Raw genomic sequence first — 25,563 nt, forward strand, 5'->3', positions numbered from 1 at the left:
CTAAGGTATGACCCAACTTATTTTTGTAAACCGTTCATTTGTTGTTCAGCCATTGCTACTAAGCGTTTAGTAATCTCTCCGCCTACTGAACCGTTTGCACGAGAAGATGCTTCTGCACCAAGGTTTACACCGAACTCTTGAGCGATTTCATATTTCATTTGGTCAATCGCTTGACGAGCGCCGCGTACTTCTAATTGTCTTGAACCTGAGTTGTTGTTTGACATGTTGTTCACCTCCTTGTGCATATAGAATGTCTCAGAAGCGAAAAAACATACAAGGTATTTTAAAAAAAATTAAAACCTCTTACAACAACTCAGAGAAATCATCACTTTTTGTTTTAGGGAATGAGTGAATTTCACGGTTTTTCACAGCACGTTGAATCATTTCTTCGAAATCAGTAAAGCTTTCGTAGTAATTCATTTTTTCAACTCTCGGCTTTGTTTTTGGATTAGCTGGCGTAAATACAGTACAGCAATCTTCATAAGGCCGAATTGAAATATCGTACGTACCGATTTTCTGTGCTACGTCGATGATTTCTAACTTATCAAATGTGATTAATGGACGCAAAATAGGTGTTGTCGTTACATCATTAATGGCAGCTAAACTTTCTAGCGTTTGGCTAGCAACTTGTCCTAAATTTTCGCCTGTAACAAGCGCTTTTGCATCTATTTCTTTTCGTACCTCGTCCGCAATTTTCATCATCATTCGGCGTGTAGAAGTCATTGTGACGTTTTCAGGCACACTATTTTGAATAGTTTGTTGGGTTTCAGTAAAAGGTATAATATGCAGGCGAATATTACCGCCAAAACGGCTAATCTTATCGCATAGTTCTTTCACTTTAGTTAATGATTGATCACTTGTAAATGGCGGACTGAAAAAATGGATGGCTTCAATTCGAACGCCGCGTTTCATCATATAATAAGCTGCAACAGGGCTGTCAATTCCACCAGAAAGAAGTAGTAGCGCCTTTCCGTTCGAGCCAATAGGCAAACCACCTGCACCTGCAATAACATCTACCATCATGTAAACAGCTTTTTCACGTACCTCTACTCGCAGTTCAATATCCGGTTTTTTCATTTGAACGGTCATGCCTGGCAATGTGCCTAATACATGACTGCCTATTGTTTGTTGCAATTCATACGTATCTAGAGGAAAGTTTTTGAATGAACGTTTTGCATTTACCTTGAATGTTTTTCCTTCGTAGTCCAACCCTTGTACGATTTCAACAGCTAATTCCTTCATAGCTTCAACTGTTGGTTCACATTCTGCTACAGGGCTAAAGGAGTGAATCCCAAAGATATGAGGAAGACGGTTCAGAATTTCCTCCATCTCAGTGTCTACCTCACTGCTCAAATACATACGATCTCTTTCAGAACGGATACGCATGTTTGGGATATCTGCAAAGGTATACCGCAAATTTTCTTTAAGACGATTAATAAATAATTTTCTGTTCTTGCCTTTTGTTGTAATTTCTCCGTATCTTATTAATATTTCATGCCATTTCATCTATTTAAAACTCCTTTACTTGCATCATTACTTTTTTAAACGCAGTTTTGAATGCTTGTATATCTTTTTCAGTAATACCTTCACCAAGGCTTATCCGAATTACTCCTTTTTCATAGGAAGGATCAATTTCTATGGCCTTAACTACATGGCTGATGCTATGATCCTTAGAAGAACATGCACTTGATGTTGAAATAATAAACCCTTCATGCTGCATAGCATTGACTAATATTTCTCCTCGAAGCCCTTGTACAGCACAGCTTACTATATGTGGTGCACCCTTGTTAGAGGATAGAGTGCGAACATACGGAAACTGTTGTAAAAAGGCATGCAAATCATTACGCCATTGGCTAAATTGTTCTTCTTGTGCTGGTTGTGTTTCATGCGCCATTCTTACAGCTTTTGCTAAAGCGACAGCCTGTGGTACCGCCACCGTACCGCTTCTCAATCCCATTTCTTGCCCGCCGCCATGAATTATTGTTTCGATATTTACTTGTTTGCGAAGAGCTAGGAAACCAGTACCCTTCAAACCATTAATTTTGTGGCCAGAAACAGTAAGAGCATCTGGTCCTTCTTCCCCAGCAAAATGAACAGGAATTTTCCCGAAACTCTGCACAGCATCCATATGGAAAAAGGCACGGCTGTTTTCATGCACAATACGAGCAATTTCTGAAATAGGTTGAAGCGCTCCTATTTCATTATTTACATGCATGATGCTGACTATAACCGTATCTTTTGTTAATTTCTTTTTTAAGTCTTCTATTGAAATAACACCGTATTCATTTACTTGAACTTTTTCTACTGTATAACCTTCTTTTTCAAGCGCTTTGGCACTTTCTTCAACAGACGCGTGTTCGATAGCAGAAATTAGTATCTTTGTGCCACGGTGTTTATTAGCTCTTGCTAATCCTTTGATGGCAAAATTGTTCGATTCAGTTCCACCAGAGGTAAAAATAATTTGTTCAGGTTCTGTTTTTATAATAGCCGCTATTTGTTCTCTTGCTCTCGACAAAAGCGTGTTTGTTTCAACACCCATTTGGTGTAGAGAAGCTGGATTTGCATAATAACGTTCGTTGGCTTGGACAAATGTTTCTAAAACGGATTTATTCGGTTTTGTTGTCGCACTATGGTCTAAATAAATCATTGTTGGTACCTTCCTTCCAAAAGAAAACCACCTGCACAAAAACCTGTGCGGTGGCTTAATGCATTTCTATTATGAACGCCAAACCTAATCCTTGGCAAGTACTTGAATTTTTTTCATAGCCCCTGGCTCAGCCGCTTCTACGGCAGTTGCAGCCGTCTCCAGAGCTTTGGCATACCTCATATCACGAAATGCTGCTTCAGCTTCTAATAATTGTTGATGCATGGCTGGATTTGTCTTGCGGTAACGGTTGCCATACTGAATAATTGATTCAATTAATTGAACATTCTCAAGCATTTCAACTGCTGTTTGTCGAACTTCTTCTATACATTTTTCTGCAATTTCCAAGTTCTTATAAACCGTTTCCATATTAAGAGGGATCTCTTGCAGATTGTTGACCACAATAAAGATTCTTTCAGTAGCTTCTTCTAATCTGGCATCCATTTCCTCCGGAATACCTGGAAGATTTGCTTTATGTATCATTCGTTCAGTATCAGACAGCATTTTTCTTAAGTTGTTCAATGTAGCTCTTGCTTTATTTTCATCTATGCGAAGGTTGTTCATGCGTTCAGCAAATTGTTTTTGTTCTTGGAATAGATTTTCTATTGATTCCTTCAGCTCTTTTAGAACCTCTTCCATGCTTGAATAAGCAGATTGTTCTTCTCGTACCTCTACAGCTAAAAAGTCATAGCGTTGTTGAAGAGCCAGCAGCTGTTGTTTGCAGTTTTTAGGAATTTCTGCTTCCCGTGAAGGCAATCGATAGCTTTTTTGGACTGCTTCCGCTTCTATAGCCATTTCCTCTGTCGCTTTTAAAGTTGATTCCAGTTGCTCGCCGATAGAGACAAAATGAAGATCAACATATTTCTTCCCAATGACTTCTTTTTCTAATGCATCGTAGAAGGATTCAATCTCATCTTTTATTACTTCTACTTGCTGTTGAACATTATCAATATCCAAATCAGCTACTTTTTGTTTGAATTCAGCTAAACTTTTTTCCATTTCCTCTAGCTTGTCTAAAATCTCCAAATGTACAAGGAAGTAGGATTGGTCTTCCATCTCTCGATGCCCATTTCTAATTTCATGAATATCTGATGGAATTTTGTGTTGAATTTCTGTAAGGAGCGTTGGGATTTCATTAATCAATTTAAAGGTTTGTTGTCCTTCATTACTTAAATTCACAACTAATTCCCTTGCCTTCAGGTAATTTCCTGAGCTCGTTAATTCCTCGTATTCTTCGAATTGTGGAGTAAATGTTTCTAGTCTTTTCTCAAGCGGAACAGCAGCAGGACCATATGAATATTGATGGGCAAGGAGAGTCTTACGAGCCGAACGATATTGTTCCTTCAACTGTTCAATCTCAACTCTATTTTTCTCTTCGCTTCCAACTAATTCATCCAACTCTTTCAAGATGATGGCCATTTCATTGTCATACTCAGTTATGCGCGAATCGATATCTTTTTCTATTTCTGTCGCCTTGCCAAAACGGAACTTATCTACTTGCTCTTCTGCATCAAAGAGCAGTTCGTCAATTTTCGGCATCTCAACATCCATGAGCTCTGTCCATTTATTTCGCCAACGTTCAAACATTTCTTCTGTTTGACCATTCATGTTGAGTGCCTTTACTTTCATCAACTCTTCTAGCACTGGCTTATTTTGAATTTGTTGCTTATTTTGTTCTAGTCTTTGAATTTCAGTTCGATGTTTTCGACGAAATATAAAGACAATTGCTATAATTATACATAATACGATGATTGCGGCAATGAAAAAACTCATCGTAAGCCCCCTGTCCCTAATCAGTTTTTCAGCATCTAATTAAGCTTAATATTACCATGTTTTTTGTTTTTTTGTTTATCTATATGAATGATTTCTCATTAATTTATCTATAATTCGATTAATTTTTTAAAAATGGAGGGATTTTATGAAACGTGACGCCCATATTCATACCCCTTTTTGTTTTAATGGCACTACAATTCCTTGTGAAGATTATATCAAAAAAGCAATTAAATTAGGCTATGAGGATATCACCTTTACAGAACATGCCCCATTGCCTTCAAATTTTGTCGACTTTTGCCCGAAAGAAGGCCGAACAATGAGCCCAGGACGTTTACTTGTTTACATGGATGAAATGCAAAGACTTAAAGAAAAATATAAAGAACTCATTCATATTCGCATTGGCTTTGAGGTAGATTATCTTGAAGACTACGAAAGAGAAACGACAAGTTTTTTAAACCTTATAGGCCCACATATCGATGATGCAATGTTAACTGTCCGATTCCTCAAGTGTGGTCAATCTTATACATGTGTCGACCATTCTTTTGATCAATTGACAAGTCTCGCAAGAAAAAAGGATACGCTACAATCCGTTTACAACCTATATTATAAAACCATAACAAAATCTATCCAATCAAACTTAGGGAATTATAAACCAAAGAGAATCAGCAATCCTTTGCTTTTCCCTACTGATGAGCTACAAGAAAATCTACTATTTAAACAACAATTAATTGATATTTTAAAACTCATAGCAAAACACAACTATGAATTGGATGTAAATTATGCTACTCTATCAAAACTTTATTGCAATGAATCACATCCAACCGTATCATATATATCATACGCAAAATCATTAGGAATTCCTATTATTCATGGTTCAGATGCCCATCACCCAGATGATTTGCATCCTTATGAGGAAGGACTTTTTCCATTTGATCGCTAAACAACGGGAGGTATAGGAATGTTTCAAAAAGTAAATTACAGCGGCGATATTACAGCCCAATATCAATTACTAGCTAAGCAATTGGATGCATTATTAGATGGAGAAATGGATTCCATCTCGAATTTAAGCAATGCTTCAGCTTTACTTAACCAATTTTTAGATAATATTAATTGGTGCGGATTTTATCTTATTAAAAATAATGAATTGCTTCTAGGACCTTTCCAAGGACTCCCTGCATGTGTGCATATCCCGCTTGGCAAAGGTGTTTGTGGTACATCGGCCTCCACGCGAGAAACATTAGTTGTAGAGGATGTCAATGCTTTTCCTGGGCATATTGCTTGTGACAGTGCTTCGCAATCAGAGATTGTTGTCCCTCTAATTGTTAATGGAGAACTCTATGGGGTGTTAGATATTGATAGCCCTATAAAAAATAGATTCAGTAACGACGATCAAGCTGGTCTTGAACAGTTCGTTAATGTATTAGTCCGTCATATTCACCTATAACAAAAAGCTGATGCTTAAGCATCAGCTTTTTCATTTATATTCGGTCCTTGAAAGATGCAATATTTATTTTTCCCTGTATTTTTAGCTTCATAAAGAGCCACATCAGCATTTTTAAAAACACGTTGGTACGTAAACCGCACATCGCTTCTCCATAATGCAATACCTGATGAAATAGTAACTGGAGGGCTAGTCACCTTTGGTATGCTATTAATAATCTTGCCAACTAAAGCCATTGTTTCATCAAGTCCTTTGTTAGGCAAATAAATAGCCATTTCTTCTCCTCCCCAACGCGCACAAATACCTTGGTTCTCTACCAAACTCTGTAGATGTTTTGCTATCATAAGTAGAGTAACATCACCTGTCTGGTGGCCGTACGTATCATTTATCTTCTTAAAATCGTCAATATCACATAAAATAAATGCGCCGAAATCATCTACTTCCATAGAATGTTCTATATATCTTTCTAAATATTTACGAGCATACAGTGTTGTTAAGTGGTCTCTATCAATCATTTCCTGGAGTTGCTCTCTAAGTAGAATATTAGAAATTGCTAAGGAGGAATGCCGAATTAAAGACTGCATTAGTTTATAACTATCAAATGAGAAATAGTAAGAGTCCACATGGAATATTGCACAATATCCTTGTACCTTCTCATTTATAATAATAGGGACAACAATCATTGAATTATACTTTGTCTTTTCTGCCACCACTTGGCTAAACTCAGCTATAAAGAGAGGCTCCATACTTTTCTCAAAGTGTGTTGCTATAAACTCTTTGTACACAGAAGCGTTTTCCTCGCAAAAGAAAGCAGCCGTATCTCCCATATATTGATAACCATCATGAGATTTAAAGACAAAACAAATTTCTGATGGCAAAAAAGATTTCTTTAGTTGCATTGTCAAAAAAGTAATGATTTCTTCCTTATTAAGCTTCATATTTAACCTTTGCGATGTTTCATTGATTAGCTGCAGATCTGCTACTAGGCGATGCGACTGGTGATAAAGTTTTGCATTTTCTAGAGCATTGCCAGATGTCTGTGCTAAATGAGACAAGAATTTCTTTTCTTTTGAGCTAAAATGATAATTAGGTGAAGCAAAAATTTGGAGCACACCATATATGCCTTGCTTTCCAATAATAGGCACATTCAGCAAGTAGCTGTTGATATCCTTGGCTTCCTCCGATGTAATCTCTCCTGATACATAAGCTTCAATCGTAGAAGGTCTTTCTAATAAATAATCAAATACCTCTACATCTTCAATTTGTAGACGGTCTTGGTCATTCGATAAGATCAATTTTGATTTAAATTGTGGAAATGTCCTTTTAATGCTTTGAATCATCGCCTCTAAAATCGTATTAATATTCATAGTGGAATGAAAAATAGCCGTCATTTCATATAATTCTCGATTTAATTTTGCTTCATAAAAGTTTTTCTCTTTACTTATAAGAGACAGTATTAGAGTTGATAACAACGTTTCTAATTCTTTTACGTAAGGCGTCGAGGCAAAACATTGCCACTCGGGTGTGTTTTCAACAATAATTAAAGCAAAAATATTGTCTTTTTCATCTTTTAGGATGATGGCGTCACTATCTATTTTAAGTACTTTATTTATCAACTTTGCACTTGTGTCAGATAAAGGATGTGTTTCTCCAACATAAGGTGCAATTGAATTAAACGGAAGTGCTTGTAAGGTTGAATTTGGTAAAGGACATAATAAGCCGTGTTCTAGCTTTAAATATTCTACTTTTTTCATTTTAAATTCTTGTTTGGCGATCATTTGAAATTCATGCAAATATTCAGTATCTGTCAACGACTGATCTACATGAGCAATCCAAAAATCCAATAGGTAGCTTTTAATGTTTTGTATTATTTGGAGATTTCTCAATATTATATCACCTTTTTCTTTGACCATTATCTAAGTAGTTATGACTATTTCCGAATAAAATAAATAAGTATATTAAACTATTAATAATTAATAATTTATTCCGATAATCTCAATTATAAATCACTGTGTAATTTTTTGCCACTGGATTTCTCAACTATATTTAATTGGTTTGCTTGACAGAAAACAGTCCAAATACTACAATATACTTTGTGTAAAATAAACGCAGCGGTTGTATGGTTTGGTTGTTCATTTTATTCCTCTATTTAATAGACGGTGTATTGGTAACTCTTCGGCTGCATGAGCGAAGATACATGAAAATAAAATGGCAATGGAGCTAAATACAATTGGTTTTTATTTTATGCTAAATAAAAAACCAAAGGAGGAGACTATTAATGTCTCGTTATACAGGTCCATCTTGGAAACTATCACGTCGCTTAGGTATTTCTTTAAGCGGTACAGGTAAAGAAATCGAAAAGCGTCCATACGCTCCAGGTCAACACGGCCCAACTCAACGCAAAAAATTGTCTGAGTACGGCTTACAATTACAAGAAAAACAAAAACTTCGTCATATGTTCGGTATGAACGAACGTCAATTCCACAACCTATTTGTTAAAGCTGGTAAAATGAATGGTGTTCATGGTGAAAACTTCATGATCCTTCTTGAAACTCGCTTAGACAACCTTGTTTACCGTCTTGGTTTAGCTCGCACTCGTCGTGCTGCTCGCCAATTAGTAAACCACGGTCACGTATTAGTTGATGGCAAACGCGTTGATATTCCTTCATACAGCGTTAAACCAGGTCAAGTGATTTCTCTTCGTGAAAAATCTCAAAACCTTGCAATCGTTAGCGAATCAATCGAAGTAAACAACTTCGTTCCAGAATATCTTTCATTCGATGCTGACAAAAAAGAAGGTACATTCGTACGTCTTCCAGAACGCAGCGAATTATCTGCTGAAATCAATGAAGCGTTTATCGTTGAGTACTACTCAAGATAGTCTTTCGTTGTAATCAAAGCTTGTATCCCCATTGGCGGATGCAAGCTTTTTTTGTTCCCAAAATAGTATCAATGTATAAATACCATTTGTTTGCACATTCTATTTAAGTCATATTATTAAAATACGAGTGGAGTGTTAAGAATGGGTATGTTAAGCGGAAATCCGAAAGAACAGCCATTAAATTATGGAGAAGCAATCACTATTTGGACGAATTTTGCCACTAATAATGGTTTAATTGCGGCTTACCAAACATTATACAATCATACAGGCGATAAAGAATTAGGCAAACTCCTTGAAGAGGCCATTCAATGTTGTAAAGAAGAAAATGAACAATTAGAAACTTTGTTGAAAGTGAATGGAATTGCCCTTCCTCCAGCACCACCTGAACGACCAAATGCTAATTTAGAGGATATTCCAGCTGGTGCTAAATTTAACGATCCGGAAATCTGTGCAATGCTTGCTGCAGACACTGCTGCTGGATTAATGGCTTGTAGCCAAGCTCTCGGCATGTCTATCAGAGAGGACATCGCCATGATGTACGCTCAGTTCCATCTGAAGAAAGGCCAATTTGCAGGAAAAGTGCTCAAATTGGAAAAAGAAAAAGGCTGGCTTATTATGCCGCCATTGCATTTAAACTATCCAGATGAATAAAAAAAGTGAGGCTACCTATGAACACTGGGTAGCCTTCCTTCATTTTTAGCTTCACTATTAAACCTTGTGATTTTACCAGTACTCCTCTATAGTTTTATACATAAACTATAACAACAGGAGGATTCTTGAATTGCCTACAGACAAAAAATTCATTTATAAACTAGGAATTGGACTTTTAATCTTCTCTATGGTTCTATGGCTAATACCTGTTATAACTCCATTTTTCCCAATTTCATTAAAGTTAAAGGCAGGAATTATAACTAGCGTGCTTATAATTGCGGAAGTTATCTTTTGGATCGGTGCTTTGCTCGTTGGTAAAGAGGCAGCAGCAAAATTCAAAAGTTATTTAAATCCTAACACGTGGAAAAAAGCAAAGAGAAATAAATGACCCATCACTTACTCAAAAAAATTTCTATTTTCTTTACATAATTAGGTTGCTATTAAAGTTGCAGTATGGAAAAACCCATTGCATCAATAGGCAAATGACCGCTGTGTTTAGTTTCAAGTGTCATATCTTATTAAGGACACACACCTTAACACACAAAGGAGGTCATTTGAATGAATAGAAGACATCCCCACCATTGTCAGCCTTGCAATATGCCAGAATTTTGCCCACCGCACATGTTACCTGCACAATATGATCCGCCGCGGGTATCTCCTACACGCCAAGTTGTAAGAACTAATATTATTCCTACTGTCGTACCACATATACATCCAACACATGTAACAACAGTTAATCGGCATGTAATCAACAATCAGCACTACTTCCCACAAACACATTCTGTTGTGGAAGAATGCGTTGAGAATAACACAGTTTGCCCTATGCCAATGCCTCATCCAAGACACCAAATGCATCACAGAGGTCGCTGTTAGTCAGTGAATAATGAAAAAAGCTAAGGCGTACAAACGCCTTAGCTTTTATTATTTTACTAAACACTCAAAAGTACATCCCACCAAATTTTTGCTGCTGTTATGATTAGCAGGCCAGCGAACGTCCACTGTAATTTTTGAACAGATAATTTTTTACTAATACGAACACCGATAGGCGCACCAATTAAACCAGCAATCGCCAGCCAAATGGCCAATCGATAATCAATGCTATGTGATAATATTTTCCCAATAATGGTGCCTATAGAGGATAAAAAGGTTATGGCAAGAGATGTCGCCATGGCTGTACGTGTTGGAATTCGGATAACTTGAATCATTAGAGGGACAAAGAGAAACGCTCCTCCTGCTCCTATCATACCTGCAACAAAGCCGACGATAATACCTGTAGCAACAGCTAATACACCTGTCACATTTTTCGCCCATCCACTTTCCCCTGCATCCTTCTTAGGAAGAAACATCATCAATACTGCAACAATCGCTAGTATGCCATATAACATATTTAAATATGTATCAGGTACTTCCTTGGAGACTAATCCGCCCATAAAACCACTGACTAACGCAGGAAGCCCTATTAGCCATATAAGATTGCCTCGCAGGGAACCATCATTTTTATGTGTCAAAATACCGCTCAATGTTGAGAAAAATACTTGAAATGCCGTTAAGCCGGATACTTCTAACGAAGTAAATTTTTCGAAACCAAGCAAGGGTGGTACGAAAAATAATAAAGGGTACATCACAATGGCCCCACCGACACCTACTAACCCTGAAAAAAACGAACCGATAATCCCAAGTATGATTAATACAACGATTAGCCCCATTCTTCCCCTCCTATTCTCATATTAACTACAAGCAAAAAAGGGCACGCGGATTGCATACCCTATTTTCATCTATATAGCTAGCTATTCAATAGGACCGTCCCAAGCCAACATTCCGCCTTCCATATTGACCGCTTGAAATCCCTGTTCCTCCAAATATTGAGTTGCTTGTCCACTTCGATTGCCTGAACGGCAGACCATAATATATTCCTTATTTTTGTCTAATTCATTTAGGTTTTCTGGTAATGTGCCTAGCGGAATCTCTTTTGCTGTACTAATTTTCCCAGAAGCTATTTCCTCAGGTTCACGTACATCAATAAGAGAAAGTGCTTGTCCTTCAGCTAATTTCTTTGCTACTTCGCTTGGTGTAATTGTTTTCATGACTATCTCCCCTTTATTATCTGCTTTTTACTAATAATTCAACCGCTTCTTTAATCAACGTTTCTGAATCCTTGCCGTTTGAATTTTTTTCTTCTTTCATACAATGCACTAAGTTGGTGCTCACAATCAGTCCAATAGTACGGTCGATAGCTGAGCGAGAGGCAGAGAGTTGCGTGATGACATCCTTACAATCCTTATCTTCCTCAATCATTCGCAGAACACCTCGTAGCTGCCCTTCAATCCTTTTTAAACGGTTGCGAATTTGATCATTATATTCCATATACTCACCTCACAGGAACTTCTACTCATATGCTTATATAATATACCCAGAGAGGTATCAAATCAAGAAGAACAGATTTATCCCTCTTGCATTATAATACCCTATGTTGTATAGTTTACATACCTATTAGGGTATAATCAGGGAGGAAGATATGATGAAACTTGATATAACGATATACTCTACATCGAATTGCGGTTATTGCGAATTGATGAAAAGTTTTTTGCAGGATCAAAACTTACCCTACAAAGAAGTCCACATTGGCAACGATCCAGACGTGGCACAATTTTTAATGCAAAAAACCGGTCGACTAGGAGCACCACAGACTTCTATAAATGGTGAATGGGTGTTAGGATATGATCCGAATACAGCAAGCCGCATTATTAACAGATTTAAAAGATTTTCTTAAATAGATTTGCAAAAAAATAAGTTTAAACAATGTATTGAATCAAGCTACACGCATTACTTCTAAAATTATAAAACCGCAATGTTGGGAATTACTGAACTTTTCCCCATTGCGGTTTCTTTTTTTAATTATTAAATTTCACCATATGATATTTCTTTTTACCTCTACGAATGATAGCAAACGCATCTTCCATACGATCTTTGGCATCAACTACATAATCAAGATCCTTCACTTTTTCCCCGTTAATTGAAATAGCGCCATTTGTAACATCTTCACGTGCTTGGCGTTTAGAAGAAGAAATGTTTGCTTCGACTAATAGATCGACAATATTTTTTTCTTCTTTTTGCAATTCAACTGATGGTACGCCTGAAAAAGCAACTTTCATTTCGTCTGCTGAAAGTGATTTCAAATCACCAGAGAACAATGCAGCAGTAATGCGAAGTGCTTGATCTAACCCTGCTTCTCCATGGATAAGCTTTGTCATTTCCGCAGCCAATGTTTTTTGAGCCTCGCGTAGATGCGGCTCTGTTTCCACTTTCTCAGCCAGCGATTCAATATCTTCCCTGCTTAGGAACGTAAAGATTTTTAAATACTTAATCACATCAGCATCCGCAGTATTCAACCAGAATTGATAAAATTCATAAGGGGACGTTTTTTCAGGATCAAGCCATATCGCTCCCCCTGCTGTTTTACCGAATTTCGTTCCATCTGATTTGGTTACTAATGGAATTGTAAAACCGAACGCTTTTGCTTCTTCGTCATGCGTTTTACGAATTACTTCAAGACCTGTTGTAATATTGCCCCATTGATCAGAACCACCAACTTGGATTTTAACATTGTAATGATCATATAAATGGTTAAAATCCAACCCTTGAATCAAGGTATACGTAAATTCAGTAAATGACAATCCAGATTCTAAACGAGAAGCAATAGTATCTTTGCTTAGCATGTAATTGATGTTGATTAACTTGCCGTAGTCGCGTAAGAATTCAATGGTACTTAATTTTCCAACCCAATCGTAGTTATTAACAAGTTTTGCGCCATTTTCACCTTCAGAGAAGTCAAAAATTTGTTCTAATTGTTTTTTAATCCCTGCTACGTTGTTATCAATCTGTTCGGCTGTCAAAAGACTACGTTCTGATTGTCTTCCGGATGGGTCGCCAATCATACCAGTTGCGCCGCCAACTACCAATATTGGCCTATGTCCAGCTTGTTGGAAGCGACGAAGAGTTAACATAGGTACAATATGGCCGATATGCATCGAGTCAGCAGTCGGATCAACGCCTACATATAGAGAAACACTCTCTTCAGTCAATAACTTTTCCATGCCTTCCTCATCTGTTTGCTGATATAGCAATCCTCGCCATTGTAAGTCTTCTAGTAGTGCATTTGTCATCTTTTTCCCTCCTAATAAAAATAAAAACGCCCCTGCATTTAAAAATGCAGGGACGTTAATTACTAATTTAACGCGGTACCACCCAGCTTGAAGATTTTCATCTTCCGCTTAAATCGCTTTATCGCAGCGGCTGCGTTCTTGCTCCCCATGTGTAATTCACGTCCATACTATGACTAGCTTGCACCAACCGCTAGCTCTCTAAACAGGAAATATGTCCATTACTCAGGCATGCTTCATCGCAAGAATATATTAATGACTATTTTACTGCATTTTAAGTTGTTGTCAATAAGTAATCTTGTCGTTGATTCGACTTATGGTATAATAGACAATATTTTAAAAGGTTATAAAATAGCACTTTGGATTATTGCTTGTATACTAAAATATTTGTATAAATACATAAAGAAAGAGATAGACTATATAAAATGATACTTCACCAATCTGCATTAGGCAGACGTACAAAGAATAGTATTCTTTATTATGTTCTTTTTTATACAAAAACATTAGAATCATAGCATGTAATCGTGCCTATAACCTGGACTTCTTAGTACAACAGATGCTACCGAGGTAGCCTTTGGATGGGCACTATTATAGCAGTAGTGCGCATTTCTTTTGGAATTCATACTATAAAAGGAGGTAGGCCTCTTGCTAAAAGTGGATCATCTAACAAATGATATGATTTTTTAGCATTGGTCGCATGTGATTGAAAAAATGAAAGAATGGATAGCCACTATAAATCAAAAGCTCGATCAATTAGCCGAGAAAACAGGGATGAAGTATTTCCGTATTACTTCTAGTGTCATTTGGAATTTATTTTTGATCTTCATTCTGTTTGTTGTGATGGGGCTGGTATTTGTCGGCTCGATTGGCGCTGGCTACTTCGCTTCGCTTGTAAAGCATGAGCCGAATATGCCAAAAAGCGAAATGCGACAAGCAATCTTTAATTATGAGGAGACGAGTACCCTCTATTTTGCTGGCAATAAATATTTAGGAAAAATGAGGACTGACCTTGAGCGTCAAAGAACAACGCTAGACAAAATATCTCCTTATGTTATTGATGCAGTGCTAGCAACAGAAGATGAATACTTCTATCAGCACAATGGAATTGTACCGAAAGCAGTATTACGAGGTGTTTTTCAAGATGTCAGCAACTCGTCTACCCAAACAGGCGGTTCAACTCTAACACAGCAATTAATCAAAAACCAAATACTTACAAATGAAGTGTCCTATGAACGGAAGGCGAAAGAATTACTATTAGCTATGCGTTTAGAACACTTTATGTCAAAGGATGAAATATTACAGGCCTATTTGAATGTTATTCCTTATGGTCGGAATGCCAGTGGACGGAATATTGCCGGCATTGAAACAGCAGCACAAGGTATTTTTAATAAAAGTGCTAAAAAACTAAACCTAGCTCAATCAGCTTATATCGCAGGGATTCCACAATCACCTTACGCGTATACACCATTCACACAAAAAGGTGTGTTAAAAGATAAAGAAAACCTACGCCTAGGTATTAATCGGATGAAAACTGTATTGTACAGAATGAACGATACAGGCTATATAACTGATAAGCAGTACAAAAAAGCATTAAAATATAATATTGTGAAAGACTTTAGGAAGCCTGAAGTACAAGCAGAAGAAAAATATCCTTATGTTACGTATGAAATTGAAGATAGAGCAAAAGAAATTATGGCTCGGATCTTAGCGAAAAAGGATGGAATTGATACTAACCGTTTGAAAAATGAAGAGAAATTAAAGCAAAAATATAAAATTTTAGCTGATCGTGAATTACGTTCAAAAGGTTATAAAATTTATTCGACCATAGACAAAAAGATGTATGACCATATGCAAGAGGTTAAAAATAACTTCCCATATTATGGACCAACTCTTACCACTCAGCAAACTGACCAAGAAACAGGCAAGGTTAGCACGACGCCTGATCCTGTTCAAGTAGGAAGTATTGTAATTGAGAATAAAACCGGTAAGATTTTAAGCTTTGTAGGTGGCCGGGATCATAATATTAAAGAGGTCAACCATGCGACCCAAACTACTCGCTCAAATGGTTCGACAATGAAACCTTTACTTGTTTACGCACCTGCAATCCAATATGGCTTGATTGGAGCTGGAAGCCCGGTTCCTGATGTGAAATTTAAGTTGGGAGAATGGGAACCTAAAAACTATACAGAAACAGATGAGCGTGGTTTAATTTCAGCTCGAGAAGCTTTAAAGGATTCTCAAAACTTACCTGCAATTCGACTCTATGCAAAAATAATGAACCGCAAGCCTGTAGAACTATTAAAGAAAAACGGGTTTACAAGCTTAGTTCCAGATGATTATACAAACTATGCAACATCAATAGGTGCGCTGAGTAAAGGTGTATCTGTTGAAGAAGATACAAATGCCTTTGCTACCTTTGCGAATGGCGGCCAATTTGTTGATGCCTATATGGTCAGCAAAATTGTAAATAATCAAGGAAAAGTAGTGTATAAGCATAAAACAAAAACTAATAGAGTTTTCAACGAACAAACATCCTATATTACAACTGATATGCTTCGCGATGTATTAAAATCAGGTACCGGAGCAACAGCCAATAGCAATCTGAAATTCAGAGCGGACTTTGCGGCTAAAACAGGTACTTCTCAGAACTATAATGATGTATGGTTTGTGGGATATAATCCGGATATTTCCTTAGGTGTTTGGATGGGCTATGACCAACCACAAACATTAAATCAAGGCAATGCTGTTTATGGCATTCCAAGTACACGTGTAAACTTATTATGGGCTCGCCTAATGAATGCCTTGTATGATACAAACCCAGGTCTTGCAACTGCAGGAGGAAAAACATTTAAGCAACCTGCTGGGGTTGTCAGCCGAACATTCTGTGGCTATACAGGTAATGCTCTTACATCTGCATGTGCTGGAAACTCGAGAACCGATTTATTCAATGCAAATGTGATGGTACCGGGAGCTGAAACTGGTTTTTCTGGTGGTCGCTTATCGGATACATTTATTCAAAATATGCTGGCTCCGTTTGGTGGGGATCCTTCAAAAGTCTATGGACCTAAACCATTGAAAGAAAAGAAATCACAAACGCAAAATCGCTCAGCAAACAAGCCAAATAGCAATTCTCAATCAACACAGTCTACGACACGAAACAAACAAAATACTCAACAGAATAACAACTCCTCTACTAGCAATTCAGAGGATAAGTCTATAGGCCAAGGCAGCAGCCAATCAAATCAAACGGGTCAAACAAATCCAAATAAAGATAAAGACAAAGATAAAGACGAAAATGCGTCAAATAACAATCAAAATAACTCAAACAATGCATCAGACGACAAAAAAGATGACGGCCACAAAACTGAGCCAGATGATGATTAAAAAGCAAAAAAAAAGCATTTCAACCGCTCCCATACGGTGAAATGCTTTTTTGCTGTTCATGAATCCATAGAAAGCGGATGCAGACCAGCTCTATAAATACCCCTTTAGTTGAACTTTCTCCCTCCAACCATCTTTTATTATAGTACATTTTTACAAGAATATTAATTCTTTTTTGTAGGTTGCACAAATTCCCCTTTCTGCAATCATCCATACAATATTCTTAATTCCTCCGTTTTTTTCTGCTTTAGTCATGTATAATACTTATAATAACTCACTAAAGGTGGTGAATGAATGGAACACATCCGGCGTTATCATGCGAGAGAACTAGACACAACGCATGGCAAGATTATAATTGAAGGCCCTGTCCCGCCAGAGGAATTACAAAAACTGTCATTCCATCAAGATTTGACGGCTTTTCGGACACCTGAAAAACAATTTGCTGCTATTATAAAAATAGCGAAACGACCAGAGGGCCGAATGATGATTGCTCGGTTGGATAATACAATTATCGCATACGCCACATTCCTTCATCCAGATCCATTAGAAAGATGGTCCGAAGGCAATTTAGAAAACTTAATAGAATTAGGCGCCATAGAGGTCGCCTCAGAATATCGAGGAAATCGGATCGGTAAAAGCCTGCTTCAGGTGTCGATGCTTGATGATATGATGGAAGATTATATAGTCATTACGACGGAATATTATTGGCATTGGGATTTAAAGCGTACAGGGCTTACAATCTGGCAATACCGCGACATGATGATTAAAATGATGCAGGCAGGTGGGCTAGAGGTTGCTGCAACGGATGAGCCTGAGATTGCCTCACATCCAGCCAATTGCTTAATGGTTCGAATCGGCAAACGTGTAGACCAAACATCGATTGATAGATTTAATTCCTTACGCATAATTAATCGCTATAACAAGTGATACCTAAAGGGGTGACCATATGTTAATTGAAGAGATTATGAATAAACAAGTACTGACATTACAGCCTACTCACACGATGGCAGATGCTGCAAAGCTCATGAAAGAAAGAAAGATTCGCCATGTGCCAGTTGTAGATGAGAATGGGAAACTTTTAGGCCTAGTAACAGAAAGAGACTTAAAAAATGCATTACCTTCTTCCCTATTAAAAGATGGTGACACATCACTTTACCACCGAACATTGGATCAAATCATGATAACAAACCCTATCATTGGGCATCCTCTAGACTTTGTTGAAGAGGTAGCCCTCATTCTTTATGAGCATCGCATCGGCTGCTTGCCAATCGTCAGCAAAGGAGAACTGGTTGGCATTATTACAGGAACAGATTTACTTTACACTTATATTGAAATTACGGGTGCGACTAAGCCAAGCTCACAAATGGAGATACGAGTCCAGGACCGAATTGGCGCGCTACACGAAGTTACCAAAATTTTTGCTAATCATCATGCAAGTATATTAAGTGTTTTAATCTATCCGGATTCGAAAGACGATGAAAATAAAATATTGTCTATTCGGCTAAAAATAATGAATCCGCTTCCAATTATTGATGAGTTACGCAAGGAAGGATTTGATGTGCTATGGCCCAATGTTCCAACCAAATCTCGCCAATGAAAAAAGCGGTGTTCGTATACTCACCTGAACAGTTGGATTATAAATTTTCTGAAACACATCCTTTCAATCAGAAGAGGCTTGAACTTACAGTAGATCTTTTGAGAAGCATTCATGCGTTAGATGACGAGGATATCATAACACCTCGCGATGCAACAGATGAGGAGCTTTTGCTTGGGCATGATTCCCGCTATATTGAAGCCGTAAAAATGGCGGGGCATGGTCACCTAACAGCAAAGCTTGGAGAGCCTTTTGGTATCGGAACAGAAGATACGCCGATTTTTCAAAATATGCATGAAGCCAGTTCTAAAATTGTCGGCGCTACATTGACAGCCTGCGACTTTGTCATGCAAGGCAAATCACAGCACGCCCTTAATCTCGGTGGCGGACTACATCATGGTTTTAAAGGGCGGGCTTCTGGATTTTGCATTTATAATGATAGTACAGTCGCTATTAAATATATGCAGCAAAAGTATAATGCACGTGTTTTATATATAGATACGGATGCCCACCATGGAGATGGCGTGCAATGGAGCTTTTATGACGACCCCAACGTTTGTACAGTTTCTATCCATGAAACGGGGCGCTACCTGTTTCCTGGCACAGGGGCTGTAACTGAACGTGGCAATGGACCTGGATATGGGACATCCTTTAATTTTCCGATAGACGCCTTCACTGAGGATGAATCTTTCTTAGATGTTTATCAAACGGCATTAAAGGAAATTACAGCTTATTTTAAACCTGATGTCATTCTTTCTCAAAATGGAGCAGATGCTCATTATTTTGACCCATTAACACATCTATGCGGCACAATGAATATCTATAGAGAAATTCCTAAGCTAGCTCATGAACTTGCACATGAATTCTGTGATGGTAAATGGATTGCAGTTGGCGGTGGAGGATATGATATCTGGCGTGTAGTACCAAGAGCTTGGTCCATGGTTTGGACAGAAATGACGGACAAGGGTACACCGATAGGCAGCATCCCTCAAACGTGGCTTGACCAGTGGCAAAAAGAATCCCCTGTACGCCTTATTCCAACTTGGGATGATCCCGAAAATATGTATGATCCAATTCCACGCAAAGCTGAAATTAGTGAAAAGAACCAACAAGTATTAGATAAAGCACTATATCAAATACGCACAAAACAGAACTCTCATTAATATAAAAAAGACGCATTCCCTTTCTTAGAGAATGACGTCTTTTTCTTTACACACTATTTAGTAGAGTTTCTTTCAATCATGCGATATGGCAATATAACTTGACCATCTTCTACATTTTCTTTGTTCATGTATTTTGTTAATAAACGCATCGATACAGCTCCGATATCATACAAAGGAAGAACAACACTAGTTAATTGTGGCCTTACCATACGTGCAAGTTTTGAATTCTCAAAGCTGATGACTTCATAGTCCTCTGGCACACTCTTGCCTAGATCTTGTGCTCCATGGATGATGCCAATGGCCAATTCATCGCTTCCAGCGAAAAAGGCAGTTGGTGGATCAGCTAGTTGGCTAAGTGTTTCAAAATCCTCCAAACCGCTATCGTATGAATCCTCAGTTGCAATAACAAGATCTTCATCTAAAGCAATGCCCTCTTCTTCTAAGGCCTTCTTATAACCTTCAAACTTAAATTTTTTATTAATGGTTGAAGAGAAAGGACCAGATATATAGGCGATGCGACGGTTACCATTGGCGATTAGATGTTTCACCGCTTCATAGGCCGCTTGCAAATAATCAATATTGACAGATGCTATTTCCTTCATCTCGTCTAATGTACCTGCAAGTACGATAGGGACAGGTGAATGGCTCATTTTATTTTGCAGCTCTTCGCTTACTTGGTCGCTCATCATCACGATCCCATCAACTTGTTTGCCATACATATTATCTAGCAGCTGCAGCTCCTTCTCTTCCCTTTGATCAGAGTTAGATAAGATAATATTATAACGATACATAGTCGCGATATCTTCTATTCCTCTCGCTAATTCAGCATAGAAAACATTTGAAATATCAGGGATAATAACGCCTACAGTTGTCGTCTTTTTGCTTGCTAATCCTCGCGCTACTGCGTTCGGTCTATATTCTAAGCGTTCGATTACATCGAGGACTTTTTTTCTTGTTGTGGGTTTCACATTTGGATTGCCATTGACCACGCGTGAAACCGTAGCCATCGAAACATTTGCTTCGCGTGCTACATCATATATTGTAACGGTCAATTTTTTGCCTCCTTCTTTATCTCGTGTTAACAGACAGTATAACCTTTCGTTTTGATAAAAAGTCAACTGCCCATCACTGCCCGTTTGGGTCCTCCAATACACAGTGAAAGCAAAATATTCTTCCGCTATGTAATGCTACACTTTGTTATACCCTCTATAATACGATAGAATGAAAACGTTTTTCAAGAAATTAAAAACGGCGACTCAACTAACGAATCGCCGTTTGTCTTTGAAAATAGGTAAGATTATATCCAATCTAGGTGAGTGGCACTGACTGCCATTCCCCTATATATTACTTTTCGATTTGGTAATTTTTCATGAATTGTTGCATTTGATTGTAGAATTCATCAAATTGCGGAATACTCATTTGCTGCTGTGAATCTGACAAAGCAACAGCGGGATCTGGATGAACTTCTGCCATAACACCATCTGCTCCAATAGCAATAGCAGCTTTTGCGCAAGGCAATAACAAATCACGTCGCCCAGTGGAATGCGTAACATCCACTAATACTGGTAAATGTGTTTCCTGTTTCAGAATAGGAACAGCTGAGATATCCAATGTGTTGCGAGTTGCTTTTTCATATGTGCGAATACCGCGTTCACAAAGAATAATTTGATCATTCCCTTTAGAAATAATATATTCAGCTGCATTGATAAATTCATCGATTGTAGCGGCAAGACCGCGTTTTAATAACACAGGTTTCTTCGTTTCTCCAGCAGCTTTTAACAATTCAAAGTTTTGCATATTACGCGCACCAATTTGAATAACATCTATATAATCTAGTGCTTCATCTAGATGTGCTGGCGTAACAATTTCAGAAACAACACCTATACCATATTTAGCCCCTACTTCTTTTAGAATTTTTAGCCCTTCTAAGCCTAACCCTTGGAAATCATAAGGGGAAGTACGTGGTTTATATGCCCCGCCTCGCATTAATTTTAATCCTTTATGGCTGATTGCCTCTGCCACAAGTGCAGTTTGTTCATATGACTCTACTGCGCAAGGGCCAAATACGAATGTTGGTGAGCCCTGGCCGACCGTTTCGCCATTAATCGTTACAATCGTATCCTCTTTCTTCTGCTTCCGTGAAACTAACAGCTCTTTTTTATGATCAGTCTCTTGAAGTTTCAATGCAGATTTGAAGATTTCCTTAAAGATATGTTCAACAGTCCCTTGGCTCAGCGGACCATCGTGATGTTCTTTTAATAGATTTAACATATGCCGTTCACGAAGGGGATCATAACGGTTGACACCTTGTTTTTCTTTAATTTTTCCAATCTCTTGAACTACTTCAGCACGTTCATTGATTAAACGCAATATCTCAAGGTTTAATTCATCAACGCGGTCACGCAGGTGATCTAAATTTTGATGACTCATGCCGTTTCTCCTCTCTCCCGTGTATCCAGACCTTTCAGAAGTCTGAAAACTATGATACATTTTATGATAATAGGATTATTATAATCGTTTTTAATATGAATGTCACGCATATTTTCTTTAACGCTTCAACGCGATAAAGTTATTCTTACTTATATTCATTTTTTTGAAAGGTTGTGTGTATGTGTTTAGTAAATTTTTTGCGTTAGATATCGGCACCCGCTCCGTTGTCGGCATTATTCTTGAACAACAGGGAGAACAGTTCCATGTAGTTGATTTAATTTCAAAGGAGCATAAGGAACGTGCCATGGTAGATGGACAAATACATAATGTGATTCATGTCTCTTCAATTATAAAAGAAATTAAAGAAGAATTAGAGGAAATTCATGGTCCTCTTCTTAAAGTAAGTGTAGCTGCAGCAGGACGAGCCTTAAAAACAGAGCAGGCATCAACAAAGCTTAATTTAATCAACCGTCAGCCTCTTACAGAAGATGATATTCATCGTCTTGAATTAGCAGCTGTACAATTAGCAAGCCGGCAGTTACTAGAGCATAAAGAACAAAAGAGAGGCAGTCATTATTATTGCGTAGGTTACTCTGTTTTATACTATCGCTTAGATGGCCAAGAAATTGGTAGCCTCCTAGATCAGCAAGGAGAAGAGGCAGAGGTAGAAGTCATTGCGACTTTCCTTCCTAGAGTCGTAGTCGAATCGTTAATTGCTGCTTTAAAGCGCGCAGATTTAGAAATGGAAGGCCTTACGTTAGAACCGATTGCAGCTATCAATGCGCTAATCCCCTCTACAATGCGTCGATTAAATATTGCATTGGTTGATATAGGAGCAGGCACTTCTGATATCGCTATCACAAATAAAGGCACTGTTGTAGCATATGGCATGGTACCAACCGCCGGAGATGAGATTACAGAAGCCTTAAGCGATCATTATATACTGGATTTCCCTGTTGCAGAAGAAGTGAAAAGAGCCCTATCAACACAGGAAGAAGTGCTGATTGCTGATATTCTTGGTTTTGAGCAAAGCTATCCGAAAGAAGAAATTGTTGATATCTTGCGCCCTGCTGTCACATCGCTTGCGGAAGCTATTGGCCAAGAGATTTTTCATTTAAATAATCATACTGCCCCAAAAGCAATACTTCTGGTAGGGGGTGGAAGCCTGACACCCGAGATCACGACTGAAATCTGCAAATTCCTACAGATTCCTTCTAATCGTGCTGCTGTTCGTGGAATTGATGCGATTCAAAAGTTGACATTTGAAGAACATGTGTCGGCTTCACCTGAGCTAGTGACACCTATTGGTATTGCGATGGCAGCAAAAAATACACCGATCAAGTACATGTCTGTCGAAGTGAATCAGCAAACAGTCCGTTTATTTGAGCTAAAAGAAATGACCGTTGCAGATGCCTTGCTATCCGCCAATATCAATATTAATCGACTATATGGTAAGCCTGGACTAGCCATGTGCGTCAATGTGAATGGACAGGATATATTTGTACCCGGCGGTCACGGCGAACCGACTGAGATCTTTGTAAATAACGAAAAAGCGAGTATCAAAAAACCAATTAAAAATGGTGATACTATATATTTAATTGAAGGTAAAGATGGAGAAGCCGGTACTGCTACCATTGCAGATATTATCGAGTATAACGGTCCAGCGAAAATAACTATAAATGATAGTTTGCATCAAATCGAGCCAAGCATTAGATTAAATACACAAAACGCAGATGTCGCTGCAAGCCTATCAGATGGAGATGTTTTGGTATTTGACCATTCCCATACAATAGAAGAGTGTTTACGACTAACAGGACAAAGTCATCTCGTCCAACGGCTAGAGCCATTCCCTATTTCATTGGATGGACAATCCTATACTATCCAAAATGCTGAAGGTTCAATTTTAGTCAACAATCTCCCTGCATCGATCCAGTCTAAAGTGAAAGACGGTGATGTGATTGATATTAAGAAGGGAGAGTATCCCTCGGTACAAACTGTAATGGCGCAGATGAATCTTCTGTCTGCTAAACAGATAACTGTATCCTTTCAACAGAAAGAAGTACGATTAGAAAAAGAATGCTATCAAGCTATCGTTAATGGTGAACCCGTTCCCTTTACAACACAATTAAATAGAAACGATCATGTAGAGTTAAAAGCTATCCAACTTGACTCCTTTAAATTCCGTGATGTATTTCGATATGCTGATTGGAAAATGCCCGATCAATTCAAGGGCACATTTACACTTCTTCGAAATAACCAACCTTCTACGGTAGAAGCAGAGATATTTGGGGGAGATCAATTATCAATTCAGTTAGTTCCTGCTGTGAATTAAAAAACCTAAAGCATAAAAAATACGCCAGAGTAATTAACTCTGGCGCATTTTTTATTTTTTCTGAGATTCTTCTATTGCTGACATTGCTTCTTCTACAGCATTGCTTACTGCCGTAGGTTCATTGTTTTCTGATTCATACTCAGCAATTGTTTTCTCCATTGTTTCCATAATATCAAGCGGCTCTTCACCTTCTGAAGAAACAGTTCCATCATCAAGCGGCGGAGTAGCAGCTGGTTTCAATGATTTCACCTTATCAACCAATTGGCCAGATTGCACTTGGACTTTTTTAGAAATCTCTGCTGTTTTTTCTTTTGCAGAGTTTGTAATGCCAGCACTTTTTTCTTTTAATTGACCTGCTTGTACTACTACATCGTTGCGAAGCTCTTTACCTGCTTTTGGAGCTAAGAATAAAGCTGCTGCAGCCCCTACAATACCGCCGACAAAAGCACCGATGACAAAGTCTTTCATATTGACGCTGTCTTCATCTACCGCGTATAAAGCGTCCGAACGTGATTCATAGGGTTTTGGCAAATATGTTTGATCCTGATTCTCATAACCTATTTTTCTTACGTCGCCATAATTTGGTTTTTGTTCCATCAAAAGTAGCCCCCTTTTAGATATTACGATTATTACTTGTTGCTGCATCATCATAGATGGTATTCGCAGCTTTTTGCTTTTTCATTTGTGCACGAATGCCTAAAACAGCATTTCCCCATTGAATCACTTGTGCGATTTGCTCACTATTTCTAGAGACATTCGTGTTAACAGAAGAAGTGACATGTTTAACTGAATCACTTAACCCCTTCACTGAATCTCCAAATCCTTTAACTGCTGTTACAACTGAATTCAATTCTTGTGATTTCACTTGAATATCAGCAGCAAGTAGATTTGTTTTTTCTAGTAGGTTTGTAGTTTCTCGTGTAATGCCTTGCATTTGTCCTTCGATGCCAGCCATTGTACCAGCAACATGATCCATTGTTTTCTTCAAGGCGCCTAGTGTCTTAGCTAAACTAATGCACAAAATAAGAATTCCTATTCCCACTAGCAACGCAGCGATGTATAAAATGACAATCATTTTTAAACCCTCCATTTCTGTATATATTGGATTTTTCC

At 38.0% G+C, this 25,563-nt stretch carries 25 protein-coding genes and 1 other annotated feature; of the genes, 12 read left to right on the forward strand and 13 right to left on the reverse strand.

The genetic code is table 11. The features are described from left to right. Nucleotides 1–17: 17 nt before the first annotated feature. The 4 genes from F0527_RS10795 to ezrA all read right to left on the reverse strand — a co-directional run bounded on the left by F0527_RS10795 (nt 18) and on the right by ezrA (nt 4,417). On the reverse strand, nt 18–224 hold the full coding sequence (locus F0527_RS10795; RefSeq protein ID WP_066788894.1) for an alpha/beta-type small acid-soluble spore protein: 207 nt from the start codon (nt 222–224) through the stop codon (nt 18–20). Between the two features lie 79 nt (nt 225–303). Next, complete coding sequence (thiI, locus tag F0527_RS10800; protein ID WP_150284816.1) at nt 304–1,506, reverse strand: tRNA uracil 4-sulfurtransferase ThiI; 1,203 nt, start codon at nt 1,504–1,506, stop codon at nt 304–306. Between the two features lie 4 nt (nt 1,507–1,510). Continuing rightward, entirely contained in the window at nt 1,511–2,647 is a 1,137-nt protein-coding gene (locus F0527_RS10805) for a cysteine desulfurase family protein (RefSeq protein ID WP_150284817.1), read from the reverse strand. A gap of 84 nt (nt 2,648–2,731) precedes the next feature. Beyond that, on the reverse strand, nt 2,732–4,417 hold the full coding sequence (gene ezrA / locus F0527_RS10810; protein ID WP_150284818.1) for a septation ring formation regulator EzrA: 1,686 nt from the start codon (nt 4,415–4,417) through the stop codon (nt 2,732–2,734). A gap of 145 nt (nt 4,418–4,562) precedes the next feature. Between ezrA and hisJ the strand changes: the two genes are divergently transcribed. Next, on the forward strand, nt 4,563–5,357 hold the full coding sequence (hisJ, locus tag F0527_RS10815) for a histidinol-phosphatase HisJ (RefSeq protein WP_150284819.1): 795 nt from the start codon (nt 4,563–4,565) through the stop codon (nt 5,355–5,357). An 18-nt stretch (nt 5,358–5,375) separates the two neighbouring features. Further along, on the forward strand, nt 5,376–5,861 hold the full coding sequence (locus F0527_RS10820; protein ID WP_150284820.1) for a GAF domain-containing protein: 486 nt from the start codon (nt 5,376–5,378) through the stop codon (nt 5,859–5,861). A 14-nt stretch (nt 5,862–5,875) separates the two neighbouring features. Here the strand turns inward: F0527_RS10820 and F0527_RS10825 are convergent, their stop codons facing one another. Then, nucleotides 5,876–7,744: a sensor domain-containing diguanylate cyclase gene (locus tag F0527_RS10825; protein WP_190323440.1), complete on the reverse strand. Its 1,869-nt coding sequence runs from the start codon at nt 7,742–7,744 to the stop codon at nt 5,876–5,878. Between the two features lie 392 nt (nt 7,745–8,136). Between F0527_RS10825 and rpsD the strand changes: the two genes are divergently transcribed. The 4 genes from rpsD to F0527_RS10845 all read left to right on the forward strand — a co-directional run bounded on the left by rpsD (nt 8,137) and on the right by F0527_RS10845 (nt 10,263). Further along, nucleotides 8,137–8,739 carry a 30S ribosomal protein S4 gene (gene rpsD / locus F0527_RS10830; RefSeq protein ID WP_066788927.1) on the forward strand — a complete coding sequence of 201 codons (603 nt, stop codon included), beginning with the start codon at nt 8,137–8,139 and terminating at the stop codon, nt 8,737–8,739. Between the two features lie 141 nt (nt 8,740–8,880). Next, nucleotides 8,881–9,390 (forward strand): DUF3231 family protein, encoded by a 510-nt coding sequence (locus tag F0527_RS10835; protein ID WP_150284822.1) that lies wholly within the window; start codon nt 8,881–8,883, stop codon nt 9,388–9,390. 130 nt (nt 9,391–9,520) lie between these two features. Beyond that, entirely contained in the window at nt 9,521–9,778 is a 258-nt protein-coding gene (locus F0527_RS10840; RefSeq protein WP_223823561.1) for a transporter suffix domain-containing protein, read from the forward strand. A 170-nt stretch (nt 9,779–9,948) separates the two neighbouring features. Further along, complete coding sequence (locus F0527_RS10845; RefSeq protein ID WP_223823562.1) at nt 9,949–10,263, forward strand: CotD family spore coat protein; 315 nt, start codon at nt 9,949–9,951, stop codon at nt 10,261–10,263. A gap of 56 nt (nt 10,264–10,319) precedes the next feature. Here F0527_RS10845 and F0527_RS10850 read toward each other — a convergent pair whose 3' ends face one another. The 3 genes from F0527_RS10850 to F0527_RS10860 form a co-directional block, all read right to left on the reverse strand. Beyond that, the gene (locus F0527_RS10850) at nt 10,320–11,096 is read right to left on the reverse strand and encodes a sulfite exporter TauE/SafE family protein (protein ID WP_150284823.1); all 777 of its coding nucleotides are present in this window, start codon (nt 11,094–11,096) and stop codon (nt 10,320–10,322) included. Nucleotides 11,097–11,177: 81 nt separating this feature from the next. Then, nucleotides 11,178–11,474 carry a rhodanese-like domain-containing protein gene (locus F0527_RS10855; RefSeq protein ID WP_066788941.1) on the reverse strand — a complete coding sequence of 99 codons (297 nt, stop codon included), beginning with the start codon at nt 11,472–11,474 and terminating at the stop codon, nt 11,178–11,180. Nucleotides 11,475–11,490: 16 nt separating this feature from the next. Next, nucleotides 11,491–11,754 carry a metal-sensitive transcriptional regulator gene (locus F0527_RS10860; RefSeq protein WP_150284824.1) on the reverse strand — a complete coding sequence of 88 codons (264 nt, stop codon included), beginning with the start codon at nt 11,752–11,754 and terminating at the stop codon, nt 11,491–11,493. A 151-nt stretch (nt 11,755–11,905) separates the two neighbouring features. Here F0527_RS10860 and F0527_RS10865 point away from each other — a divergent pair, with 151 nt between their 5' ends. After that, the gene (locus tag F0527_RS10865) at nt 11,906–12,160 is read left to right on the forward strand and encodes a glutaredoxin family protein (RefSeq protein ID WP_335340624.1); all 255 of its coding nucleotides are present in this window, start codon (nt 11,906–11,908) and stop codon (nt 12,158–12,160) included. Nucleotides 12,161–12,281: 121 nt separating this feature from the next. Here F0527_RS10865 and tyrS read toward each other — a convergent pair whose 3' ends face one another. Then, a complete protein-coding gene (gene tyrS, locus F0527_RS10870) occupies nt 12,282–13,553 on the reverse strand; it encodes a tyrosine--tRNA ligase (protein ID WP_150284825.1) in 1,272 nt (423 codons plus the stop codon). Between the two features lie 45 nt (nt 13,554–13,598). Then, nucleotides 13,599–13,799: a binding site (T-box leader), on the reverse strand. Between the two features lie 462 nt (nt 13,800–14,261). On the opposite strand from tyrS, the gene F0527_RS10875 reads away from it, so the two are divergent. From F0527_RS10875 to F0527_RS10890, 4 genes are all read left to right on the forward strand, one after another. Further along, complete coding sequence (locus tag F0527_RS10875) at nt 14,262–16,934, forward strand: transglycosylase domain-containing protein (RefSeq protein ID WP_150284826.1); 2,673 nt, start codon at nt 14,262–14,264, stop codon at nt 16,932–16,934. Between the two features lie 291 nt (nt 16,935–17,225). Continuing rightward, nucleotides 17,226–17,858 (forward strand): GNAT family N-acetyltransferase, encoded by a 633-nt coding sequence (locus F0527_RS10880; protein WP_150284827.1) that lies wholly within the window; start codon nt 17,226–17,228, stop codon nt 17,856–17,858. Between the two features lie 19 nt (nt 17,859–17,877). After that, nucleotides 17,878–18,528, forward strand: a complete 651-nt coding sequence (locus F0527_RS10885; RefSeq protein ID WP_150284828.1) for an acetoin utilization AcuB family protein — start codon at nt 17,878–17,880, stop codon at nt 18,526–18,528. Beyond that, entirely contained in the window at nt 18,525–19,688 is a 1,164-nt protein-coding gene (locus tag F0527_RS10890) for an acetoin utilization protein AcuC (protein ID WP_150284968.1), read from the forward strand. Before F0527_RS10885 ends, F0527_RS10890 begins: the two co-directional genes overlap by 4 nt. 53 nt (nt 19,689–19,741) lie before the next feature. Here the strand turns inward: F0527_RS10890 and ccpA are convergent, their stop codons facing one another. Next, a complete protein-coding gene (gene ccpA / locus F0527_RS10895) occupies nt 19,742–20,740 on the reverse strand; it encodes a catabolite control protein A (protein WP_150284829.1) in 999 nt (332 codons plus the stop codon). Nucleotides 20,741–21,032: 292 nt separating this feature from the next. Next, on the reverse strand, nt 21,033–22,118 hold the full coding sequence (locus F0527_RS10900; RefSeq protein WP_150284830.1) for a bifunctional 3-deoxy-7-phosphoheptulonate synthase/chorismate mutase: 1,086 nt from the start codon (nt 22,116–22,118) through the stop codon (nt 21,033–21,035). A gap of 181 nt (nt 22,119–22,299) precedes the next feature. On the opposite strand from F0527_RS10900, the gene pilM reads away from it, so the two are divergent. Next, nucleotides 22,300–24,450, forward strand: a complete 2,151-nt coding sequence (gene pilM, locus F0527_RS10905) for a pilus assembly protein PilM (RefSeq protein ID WP_150284831.1) — start codon at nt 22,300–22,302, stop codon at nt 24,448–24,450. Nucleotides 24,451–24,501: 51 nt separating this feature from the next. Here pilM and F0527_RS10910 read toward each other — a convergent pair whose 3' ends face one another. After that, nucleotides 24,502–25,047 (reverse strand): YtxH domain-containing protein, encoded by a 546-nt coding sequence (locus tag F0527_RS10910; protein ID WP_066788967.1) that lies wholly within the window; start codon nt 25,045–25,047, stop codon nt 24,502–24,504. A gap of 16 nt (nt 25,048–25,063) precedes the next feature. Beyond that, a complete protein-coding gene (locus F0527_RS10915) occupies nt 25,064–25,525 on the reverse strand; it encodes a DUF948 domain-containing protein (RefSeq protein ID WP_147196039.1) in 462 nt (153 codons plus the stop codon). Nucleotides 25,526–25,563: the final 38 nt, after the last annotated feature.

The sequence above is a fragment of the Rummeliibacillus sp. TYF-LIM-RU47 genome (assembly GCF_008638315.1).
In the GTDB taxonomy this organism is placed as follows: domain Bacteria; phylum Bacillota; class Bacilli; order Bacillales_A; family Planococcaceae; genus Rummeliibacillus; species Rummeliibacillus stabekisii.